We start from the raw sequence: 10,269 nt of genomic DNA, 5'->3' as shown, positions 1-10,269 counted from the left end.
TGGGGTCGAGCGAGAACCGGGGGGTTGTTTGGATATATCCCATAATTCACCGCGACGTTAGCCCGCAATCCTTGGGTGCAGGTTCACAACTCCGCGCCGAGGCTCCCGCCGGACCCGATATGCTCGAGCGGTCTCGGTGGGTTCGGTGAGGATGTGATTCGGCGTGGGTTGGACGTTCACTCCGGACGAGTTCGCCCATATCTGGCGCGAAACCGAGGTGGATCGACATCCGTTCCCCTTACGTATTCTAGAGACGCCGCGCACCGAGGACGCGGCGGAGAAGTTGCGTATCCAGCTCGAGTCGCGACTACCACGCAACGCCGACCCTGATCTGACCGCTTGTCTGCGCATCCTCACCCAACCGCAGACTCGGATCGTCGCGATCGGCGGCGCGCACACCCCCGGCAGTGAGATCCGGCTGCTGGCCTGCGCGGTCTTCGATCGCGCGGTGCTCGCCGTGCAGGAGCCGGGCGCGCGCCCGGATTTCGGTGGCACGGTACGCATCTCGATCGGGCACAGCAGCAAGCTCGGCGCCCGGATCGCGGCGCTGCTGCCGAAGACCCCCGCCGGACGGCATCCCGCCCGGGCCACGGCCGCCGCGACCGTGCGCGACTCGGAGACCGTCGCGCCGCATCCGGCAGCGGCCCCGATCCGCAAACTGCTGCTGAAGCCGCACACCGCCGAGGGCCACATCCGCGTCGAGTCCCGGCTGGACCGACCGGAACCGACCCCGCCGATCCACTACACCTGGATCGATGTCGCCGGCGACGGCCGATACCTGATCAAAGCGGGTGACACGGTGCACATCGTGCCCGCATCGCCCGAACAGATCGGCACCCAACTGCAGAAACGCATTCCGGCGCAAGCCCGCTGACCATCGCCGCACCGTAACTATTGCTGACCGGAGTCCGGCGTTCCGGTTAGTCTGAGTCGGACCGACCGATCCCCGGGGGGTGTGCGCATGACGATCGAGACCAGCCGAGCCGATATCGCGCGGTTCAAGCGGGACGCACAGGCAGGCACCATCAAATTCGATCCGGATGCGGCGCGGCGCTGCGCCGAGATGTACGAACATCAGGCCGATCGCCTGATCTATTTGCAGCAACGCCTCGAATCGGCGGCGGATACGCAGGGCTTCGGTGGATTCGTGTCGGCGCAGCAATTGCAGGCCGGTTTCGGTCACAAGACCAGGGACGCTGCCGCGTTGCTCGACCACTACATCGAGGCCGCCTACCGGATGAAGGAAGCCTTCCTGATCAGCGCCGGACTGTACGACGAGGCGGACGCCGCGAATGCCGCCGCTCTGCGCGCCGTCGAATCGAGGGTGCCGCGGTGACCGAGCCGACCGGGATCGCCCGTGAGGTGCGGCCATGACCGGAGACGACCCGAACTACATCAACTCGATGGAGCATTTCGAGTCGATGCCGCACGAGGAGATCTACGCCAAAACCCAGGAGATCGACGCCGCGTCGATCCTGCGCGCCTCGGCGGCCTGGCTGGAGGTGGCCGGCACGCTGGCCACCTCGTTCCCGCTCACCCGGGGCGGCGCGGACCGGGTGATGAACTCGATGGAGTGGGAAGGCGCCGCGGCCGAGGCTGCCTACGCGAGCACCCGCAGTTTCGCCGCCTCCGTCGACGAGCTCATCGCGATCATGAGCGAGGTCGGCGCCCGCCTCGGCGGGGTGGCCGCGGCCGCGGAGGCGGTGAAGCTGGCGGTGGTGCCGCCGGGCGGCACCGGCCCGATCGGAGCGATCGCCCAACTGCTGGAGGCGGCCGATGTCATCGACGCCCAGATGGTGCAGGAGGCATTGCGCCAAGAAGCCGTCATGGCGATGAACATGATCTACAAGCCCGCCTACGGCATGGCGGGCACCGGAGTCCCCGCCCTCCCCGAACCCCCGCAGCTGCCCGCGGATGTGGGTAACGCCCCGCAGTACCGCACGGAGCCACCGCAACAGACACCCGGCGAATCGGATTACATTCCGCAGCAGCAGATCCCGCAGGACGAGCCGCCATCGACGCCCGGAACCCCCACGCCCGCACCGGCTCCCGTGCCGTCGACGCCGGAATCACAGACGCCGCAGACGAGCCCGACGCAACCCGCACCCGGTCCGGCGCCGACACCCGCGCCGCCGACCGAGCAGGCGCCGCCCGCCACCCAAGCCCCACCAACTTCGGAGGCACCGCCCCCGCCACCCACCACCCAGCCACCGCCGACCGAGCAGGCGCCGCCCACTACGCAGGCACCGCCCACCACCCAAGCCCCACCAACTTCGGAGGCACCGCCCCCGCCACCCACCACCCAGGCGCCACCGCCTACGCAAGAAGCGCCACCCGCACCACCCACGACCCAGGCGCCGCCGACTCAGGAAGCGCCACCCGCACCCGCACCCACCCAGGAAGCGCCACCCCCTCCGCCCCCGCCGCAGACGCCATCCGCGCCGCCTACACAGCAAGTGCCGCCCCCGCAGCCACCCATGCCGCAGCCCGCACCCAGCGAGCAGGCTCCGCTCCCCGACCCAGGCGGCCAGCCCGGCGTCACCGGCCCGATCCCGGAGGACCCGGGCCAAACTCCGCCCGCGGAATCCACTACCAACCAGCCGGGCGTGGTGCCCCCTTCGGGGTCGGGCAAGTAGCGTCCGACGGACTCCCGCCCCGCCGCCACTGGTTCCTGTTTCGCCGGGAACCGGTGGCGGCCGGGACGAGAGTCCGGATCTCCCGCGCGCCGCTTCGATAGCCCCCATCGCTACCGCGCGGACGCATGGCAAAAGGGTCAGCGGACGACATAATGCGATTTCACTCCGGCGCCCACCACCCGGGATCGAGCGTCCGCGAGTGGCCTACACGCTGACGAGATCGTCGGCGTGAATTACCGGACGCTGCATGGTATCCGGGAGTTCGGCGGTGGAGCGGCCGAGCATGCCGGATAGCTCGGTGCTGTCGTATTCGATGACGCCACGGGCGACCACGCGGCCGTCGGGGGCGATCAGGTCGACCACGTCGCCGCCGTGGAAGCGACCGCGGACCCCGGTGATGCCCGCGGCCAGCAGGGAGCGGCGACGGTGTGCGACGGCTTGGACCGCGCCTTCGTCGATGAGAACTGCGCCGCGGCTGTCGGCGGCGTGGCGGACCCAGAACTTCCTGGCGGACAGGCGAACCGGGCGGGCCGCGAAAGCGGTGCCGACGGTCCCGGAGGTCAACGCGGTAGCGGCCTCGGATGCGGCGGCCAGCAGAACCGGCACGCCCGCGTCGGCGGCGAGGCGGGCGGCGGAGAGCTTCGAGGCCATACCACCGGTGCCGAGGGCGCCGCCGCTGCCCGCGATCACACCGTCCAGATCGGCGCTGCTGCGCACCTCGGGGATGAAATTCGCGGCACCCTTGCGTGGGTCGCCGTCGTAGAGGCCGTCGACATCGGAGAGCAGGATCAGGGCGTCGGCGCCGACGAGGTGGGCAACCAGGGCGGCCAGCCGATCATTGTCGCCGAAGCGGATCTCTTCCGTTGCGACGGTGTCGTTTTCATTCACCACGGCGACCGCGCCGAGCGAACGCAACCGGTCCAGGGTGCGCTGCGCATTGCGGTGATGCTCGCGGCGAGCGAAGTCGTCGGCGACCAGCAGCACCTGGCCGACGGTGCGTCCGTAGCGTGCGAAGGAAGTACCCCAGGCATGCGCCAGCGCGAGCTGGCCGACACTGGCGGCAGCCTGCTTGGTCGCCAGATCCCGTGGCCGACGCGATAATCCGAGCGGTGCAATACCGGCGCCGATCGCCCCCGACGATACGACAACCACGTCGGAGCCCGCGCGCATCCGCGCCTCCACCGCATCGGCCAGCCGGTCCAGTCGGTCGGTGTCCAAACCACCCTTCAGGCTGGTCAACGCCGAGGACCCGATCTTCACCACGACGCTGCGCGCCGAGGCGATCGCCTGCCGCGCCGCACTCAGCCCCTCGGGCGATACCGCCGCCGCCAACTCCGAATTCACCTGCGTCACAACAAAACTCCCTGCACCGCAATCGAACAGCCAACCAACACGACGGCATGCCGCCGCGAGCCGACGAGCCTGCCGGATGCATCGACGAGCCGCGCCCGCACTTCGGCGGGGCGTCCGGTCACCCCCGCGAGCTCCGGCAGACGACGGGACGACGGCGTACCCGAACCCCACCGAAATGCCGAGGGGCGCATCGCTATTCCTCGTCCTCTTTCACCAGACCGCGACGCACGCGCGAGGCGTGCTTGCGCTCGGCCGCGCTGACCCGGTCGGTCTGCTCCAGCCGCACGTCGGTGCCGCGACCGGTGGGCACCATGTCGATGCCCGCCGAGATCTGCGGCTCCCATTCGAACGTGACGTCGCCGATGGTGACCGGCGCACCGGGCTCGGCGCCCTGCTTGACCAGTTCGTCCTCGACTCCCAGGCGGGCCAGGCGGTCGGCCAGGTAGCCAACGGCCTCGTCGTTGTCGAATTGGGTCTGGTGCACCCAACGCTCGGGCCGGGTGCCGCGCACGATGAAGCCGCCGGGCTCCTGCGGATCGGCGATCACGCTGAAGCCGGTCTCGTCCACCGCGATGGGCCGGATCACCGGACGCTTCGGCGCCGCCTTCGGATGGTCCTCGCGATACTGGCGCACCATATCGGCGAGGGCAAAGGTCAAGGGGCGCAAGCCCGCCCGGCTCACGGCCGAGATCTCGAACACCGGCCACCCGCGCGCGGTGAATTCCGAGGTGACCATTTCGGCCAACTCGGCCGCATCGGGCACATCGGTCTTGTTCAGGATCACCACGCGGGGCCGATCGGCCAGATCGCCGAGTCCGGCGTCGGCGTTCAGCGCGGGCTTATAGGCCGCGAGCTCCGCCTCCAGCGCGTCCACGTCGGAGACCGGGTCCCGGCCCGGTTCGAGGGTCGCGCAGTCGACGACATGCGCGAGCACCGCGCAGCGCTCCAGATGCCGCAGGAAATCCAGACCTAGTCCGCGACCGTCACTGGCGCCGGGGATCAATCCGGGCACGTCGGCGACGGTGAAGGTGGTGTCGCCGCTGGCGACCACGCCGAGGTTGGGCACCAGGGTCGTGAAAGGGTAGTCCGCGATCTTCGGTTTGGCCGCCGACAGCACCGAGACCAGCGAGGACTTACCCGCCGAAGGGAAACCGACCAGACCGACGTCAGCAACGGATTTGAGCTCGAGAACGAGGTCGCGTTCCTCGCCGTCCTCGCCGAGCAGCGCGAAGCCGGGCGCCTTGCGCGCCTTGGAGGCCAGCGCCGCATTGCCGAGCCCGCCGCGGCCGCCGCGCGCCGCGATGTATCGATTGCCCGCACCGACCAGATCCGCGAGGATCTCGCCGTCCTTGCCCAGCACCACGGTGCCGTCCGGAACCTTCAGCAGCAGCTCACCGCCCTGCTTGCCGTCCCGGTTGCCGCCCTCGCCGGGCTTACCGTTGCCCGCCTTGGCATGCGGGTGGAAATGGAAGTCCAGCAGGGTGTGCACATTCGAGTCGACCTCGAGGATCACATCCCCGCCGTTGCCGCCATTGCCGCCGTCGGGCCCACCGAGCGGCTTGAACTTCTCCCGATGCACCGAGGCGCACCCGTGGCCGCCCTTGCCCGCACGCACATGAAGCACGACACGGTCGATGAATTTGGACATACGCCGAATCATCCTCCTTCTTGGCTTGGCGTTCTGCGAGGCAGGGTCGAACGAAATTCGCAGGGTGTGTTGAAAACGCGAAAGCGGGCCAGGGCTTTGCGACCCTGACCCGCTCTACGTTGTCGAAGTGGTTGAGGCGGTCAGGCCTGAACCGGCTCCGGAACGACGATGTTGATGGTCTTGCGTCCACGCTTGGTGCCGAACTCCACCGCACCCGCCGCGAGGGCGAACAGGGTGTCGTCGCCACCACGGCCGACGTTCACGCCGGGGTGGAAGTGGGTGCCGCGCTGACGAACCAGGATCTCGCCGGCCTTGACGGACTGGCCGCCGAAGCGCTTGACGCCGAGTCGCTGGGCGTTGGAATCGCGACCGTTCCGCGAGCTGGACGCGCCCTTCTTATGTGCCATAGCTGAATCTCCTCGGGATGTCTTACTTGATGCCGGTGACCTTGAGGACCGTCAGCGGCTGACGGTGACCCTGGCGCTTGTGGTAGCCGGTCTTGTTCTTGAACTTGTGGATGCGGATCTTCGGACCCTTGGTCTGCTCGACGACCTCGGCCGCCACGGAGACCTTGGCCAGCTTGGCCGCATCCGTGGTCAGCTCCGCGCCGTTCACGACGAGAACCGGGGCCAGCGCCACGGACGTACCGGGCGCTCCCTCGATCTTCTCGACCTTCACCAGGTCACCGACCGCGACCTTGTACTGCTTTCCGCCGGTCTTGACGATTGCGTACGTTGCCATCGGTCGGCTTCCTCCACTCGATGTCTACTCGTGCTTAGTTACGTCGCGGGGTGCGACGTAACCTCTTCTTGGCTGGTTGCTGCACGGGGGCGTGACATAACGCCCATCGCCAGGCAGCGACCGTCCAAGGCTACCAGACCCCTGGTCTACAACCCAATCCGGAGCCCAGCACCCGAGGGGCAACCCTGATGCGAACATCCCGGGGCCCGAGGGGGATTGCGTTTTCGCAGGCACCGCTCGAATGCTTGTCACGGGAGCCGCGGCTCGCGGCCTCGGACAGCGCTACCGCCAAGCCGCCGCAAACGGTCATCTCGCCGCCGAAAAGCCGCGGCCCGGCCCGCACTCCTACCCCTCGGCAATGACGCTTCTGGGCACCACGACAGGCCGGACGAACAATTCGGCCGACCACCCCTGGGGCGGCCGGCCGAATCACATCGATCGGATCGATCAGGCGTCGACCGGCGGACCCGCCGGGCGAGCGACGGCCCGCCGCCGCGGCTTGCGCTGCAACAACTCGGCCGGTGCGGGCTCCGATACGTCGATGACCGGAGTCGCGGGCTGATCGGTGCTGGACACCACGAAGACGGCGCCGCTGCTATCCGCCGCGGGTGCGGCGGCCGAACGCGCCACCCGGCGGCGACGCGCGGGACGCGCCGTCGGTTCCGGCACACCATTGGCCTCGGCGTGGTCGGGAGCCGCGGTTTCCGCCTCGGGCTCCGCGACAACGATCGCCTCCGCCACGACCGGCTCGGCCTCGGCCTCCTCGATCACCACGGCATCCAGCGCGGCCGCGGCGGCTTCGGCAACCACCGCTTCCTCGGCGACGGCCTCGGCAACCGCCACTACCTCGGACTCGGCAGCGACCTCGCTCACCGCCTCCGCTTCCGCCTCGGCGATCTCCTCATCGGAGTGCTGATGCGCCGCCATCGCCAACGCCACGGGGTGCGCCCGCTTGACCGCGATGTCCTCCTCGGCCACCTCGGGTACGGCGGGCGTTCCGTTGGATGCGGCGGCGGGCGCGGCCGCGGCGACGCCCTTGTCCCGGCCCCGGCGCCGTCGCGAACCCGGCTCCTTGCGGCTCGCACCGTCCTCGGAGGCCGACGGCTCCACCGGGTAGGTGTGCACGAGGATGCCGCGGCCGTGGCAGTGCTCGCAGGTGGTGGAGAAGGCCTCGACCAGCCCGGTGCCCAGCTTCTTCCTGGTCATCTGGACCAGACCCAGCGAGGTCACCTCGGAGACCTGGTGCCGGGTGCGGTCCCGGCCGAGCGCCTCGGTCAGGCGGCGCAACACCAGATCCCGGTTGGATTCCAGCACCATATCGATGAAGTCGACGACGATCATGCCGCCGATATCGCGCAGCCGCATCTGGCGCACGATCTCCTCGGCCGCCTCCAGGTTGTTCCTGGTGACCGTCTCCTCCAGATTGCTGCCACCGGAACCGGTGAACTTGCCGGTATTGACGTCGATGACGGTCATGGCCTCGGTGCGGTCGATCACCAGGGTGCCGCCCGAAGGCAGCCACACCTTGCGATCGAGCGCCTTGGCCAGCTGCTCGTCGATCCGATGCGTCTCGAAGACATCGATACCGTTGTTGTCGTGCCGGGCGACCCGCTGCAGCAGATCCGGTGCGACAGTGCCGATGTACTTCTCGACCGTGCTCCAGGCCCGGTCACCCTCGATGACCAGCTTGGAGAAGTCCTCGTTGAACAGATCGCGGATGACCTTGACCAGGAGATCGGGCTCCTCGTACAGGGTCTTCGGCGCGCCGTTCTCCTTGGCGGCCTGCTCTTCGATGGTGCGCCAGGTGGTCTGCAACCGCTCCACGTCGCGAGCCAGCTCGGCCTCGGCGACCCCCTCGGACGCGGTGCGGATGATCACACCGGCGTCGGCGGGCACGATATCGCGCAGGATCTCCTTGAGGCGCTTGCGCTCGGTGTCGGGCAGCTTGCGGCTGATACCGGTGGAGGTGCCGCCCGGCACATAGACCAGGAAGCGACCGGCCAGGCTGATCTGGGTGGTCAGCCGGGCGCCCTTATGCCCGACCGGATCCTTGGAGACCTGGACCAGCACCTGATCGCCGGGCTTGAGGGCCTGCTCGATCTTGCGCTCCTTGCCGCCGAGACCGGCGGCCTCCCAGTTCACCTCACCGGCGTAGAGCACACCGTTGCGGCCACGGCCGATATCGACGAATGCCGCCTCCATGCTGGGCAGCACATTCTGCACCTTGCCGAGGTAGACATTGCCCACCATCGACGCGGAGCCGGTGCTGGTAACGAAGTGCTCGACCAGGACGTTGTCCTCGAGCACCGCGACCTGGGTGGCGGTCGGGAGGTCGGGGAACGCCTTCTCGCGCACCACCATCACCCGGTCCACCGCTTCACGGCGGGCCAAGAACTCCGACTCGGTCAGGATCGGCGGACGACGGCGACCAGCCTCGCGCCCATCGCGGCGGCGCTGGCGCTTGGCCTCCAACCGGGTCGAACCGGTAATGCCCTGCACCTCGTCGATGGAGGCGGCGGCGCGACCACGGCTCTTGTTACGCGGTTCACGTTCGTGCACGACGGTGTTCGGCGGATCGTCCTCGGAGACGGGCTCGCTCTCGGCGCCCTCACCGGCTACCTTGCGGCGACGACGGCGCCTGCGACGGCGGCTCGAACCCTCCGGCACACCCGACTCGTCCTCATCCACGTCACTCTCGTCGGTGGACGGTTCGGCCGACTCGGCGTGCTCGCCGCCCGCGCTCTCGTCCTCGACCTCGTGCTGGCTCTCGTCGTCCTCGCCGTCGCCCTCGGCGTGCTGTTCACCACGCCCCCGGCCACGGCCACGACGGCCACGACGACGGCGGCGCGGCTGACCTTCGGCATCGCCGGCCTGCTCGCCTGCCTCCGACTCCTCCTCGGTGGTCTCCAATTCGTCGTCGGCCTCGACCGGCGACTCCTCGGCGCGGCGGGCGTCGCGCTCGGCGCGGCGCTGCTTGCGCACCTGCTCGACCGCCGAAGCATCCGGCGGCAGGAACAGTGGTGCGGCCATCGCGGCGGATTCGAATACCACCGGTGCGGTGATATGCGGTTCCTCGGGGGCGGCATGGGTGAACAGCTGCACCGACGGCTGGTGGGCCGGTGTCTGATCGGTCCCGGCCTGGCCCGTATGCACCTCGTCGGGTGCGGAGAAGACCGGTCCCGTTTCGGCGGCGGGCGCCGCCTCCGGTGCCTGGGTCTCCGCCACCGTTTCGGTGTCGGAAGGCGCCTCGGTCTCCGGCGGAACGAGGGCGTCGCGGACCGATTCCGCGACAGCTCGATCCACGTTCGACTGCGCGCTACGCGCGTCGGCACCCAGCTCGGTGAGCTTGGCCAGGATACGTTTGCTCGTCACTCCCAGCCGCTTGGCAAGCGCGTGAACTCGGATTCGCTCCGGCAATTGATCGGCATCCTGTGATGTTGTTTCCAGCGGCTCTTGATCGGCCACGAAGTCTCCTCGGGCCCCCGGGCGCGTCCCTCCCGGTACGGAGTGACGCGGCCAACGCGGGGGCGCTGTCCGTTCACCTCACGCCGTCGGCGCAAGGTCCTGTGGTCTCGCCCCGCGTGCCCGGTCAACACCATGGTTCTCGTCTGTGGGCTAACTGGTCACGCGGCGCCTGGCTGTTGGCTGAACTCCACGGGTCGAGCGTTCATCCAGCGTGCCGACGCGAATATCCGCACTTCAACAGCAAGCGTGGATATCCGTAGCAGCGATGATCGGCATCGAACCGCGGTGTCATCCGGTTGCCTCGGTCACCGATAGCTCGCGTACCTGCGCGAACAGTCGGAACCGTTGGTAACCACTGCCAGTATCCCACACAGTGCGCCGACGGATTGCCATCGGCGCACGACTCCACCTCGCTGACGCTCGGTT

At 68.9% G+C, this 10,269-nt stretch carries 8 protein-coding genes; 3 read left to right on the top strand and 5 right to left on the bottom strand.

The window, feature by feature from the left end; translation table 11 throughout:
• Nucleotides 1-163: 163 nt before the first annotated feature.
• From AB0H61_RS10795 to AB0H61_RS10785, 3 genes are all read left to right on the top strand, one after another.
• A complete protein-coding gene (locus AB0H61_RS10795; RefSeq protein WP_357301739.1) occupies nucleotides 164-874 on the top strand; it encodes an ESX secretion-associated protein EspG in 711 nt (236 codons plus the stop codon).
• A gap of 87 nt (nucleotides 875-961) precedes the next feature.
• Nucleotides 962-1,336 carry a hypothetical protein gene (locus AB0H61_RS10790; RefSeq protein ID WP_357301737.1) on the top strand — a complete coding sequence of 125 codons (375 nt, stop codon included), beginning with the start codon at nucleotides 962-964 and terminating at the stop codon, nucleotides 1,334-1,336.
• A gap of 34 nt (nucleotides 1,337-1,370) precedes the next feature.
• Nucleotides 1,371-2,636 carry a hypothetical protein gene (locus AB0H61_RS10785; RefSeq protein ID WP_357301734.1) on the top strand — a complete coding sequence of 422 codons (1,266 nt, stop codon included), beginning with the start codon at nucleotides 1,371-1,373 and terminating at the stop codon, nucleotides 2,634-2,636.
• Nucleotides 2,637-2,840: 204 nt separating this feature from the next.
• On the opposite strand, the gene proB is transcribed toward AB0H61_RS10785, so the two are convergent.
• From proB to AB0H61_RS10760, 5 genes are all read right to left on the bottom strand, one after another.
• Entirely contained in the window at nucleotides 2,841-3,941 is a 1,101-nt protein-coding gene (proB, locus tag AB0H61_RS10780; RefSeq protein ID WP_357302288.1) for a glutamate 5-kinase, read from the bottom strand.
• Between the two features lie 241 nt (nucleotides 3,942-4,182).
• A complete protein-coding gene (obgE, locus tag AB0H61_RS10775; RefSeq protein ID WP_357301731.1) occupies nucleotides 4,183-5,637 on the bottom strand; it encodes a GTPase ObgE in 1,455 nt (484 codons plus the stop codon).
• 140 nt (nucleotides 5,638-5,777) lie between these two features.
• Nucleotides 5,778-6,044, bottom strand: a complete 267-nt coding sequence (gene rpmA, locus AB0H61_RS10770; protein WP_357301728.1) for a 50S ribosomal protein L27 — start codon at nucleotides 6,042-6,044, stop codon at nucleotides 5,778-5,780.
• A gap of 22 nt (nucleotides 6,045-6,066) precedes the next feature.
• The gene (rplU, locus tag AB0H61_RS10765; protein WP_357301725.1) at nucleotides 6,067-6,378 is read right to left on the bottom strand and encodes a 50S ribosomal protein L21; all 312 of its coding nucleotides are present in this window, start codon (nucleotides 6,376-6,378) and stop codon (nucleotides 6,067-6,069) included.
• A gap of 447 nt (nucleotides 6,379-6,825) precedes the next feature.
• A complete protein-coding gene (locus AB0H61_RS10760) occupies nucleotides 6,826-9,843 on the bottom strand; it encodes a translation initiation factor IF-2 N-terminal domain-containing protein (RefSeq protein WP_357301723.1) in 3,018 nt (1,005 codons plus the stop codon).
• Nucleotides 9,844-10,269 lie beyond the last annotated feature (426 nt).

Source organism: Nocardia sp. NPDC050710 (assembly GCF_040654375.1).
In the GTDB taxonomy this organism is placed as follows: Bacteria; Actinomycetota; Actinomycetes; order Mycobacteriales; family Mycobacteriaceae; genus Nocardia.
Note: the sequence above shows the minus strand (reverse complement) of the source record. Positions and strands in the feature narration are given on the sequence as shown.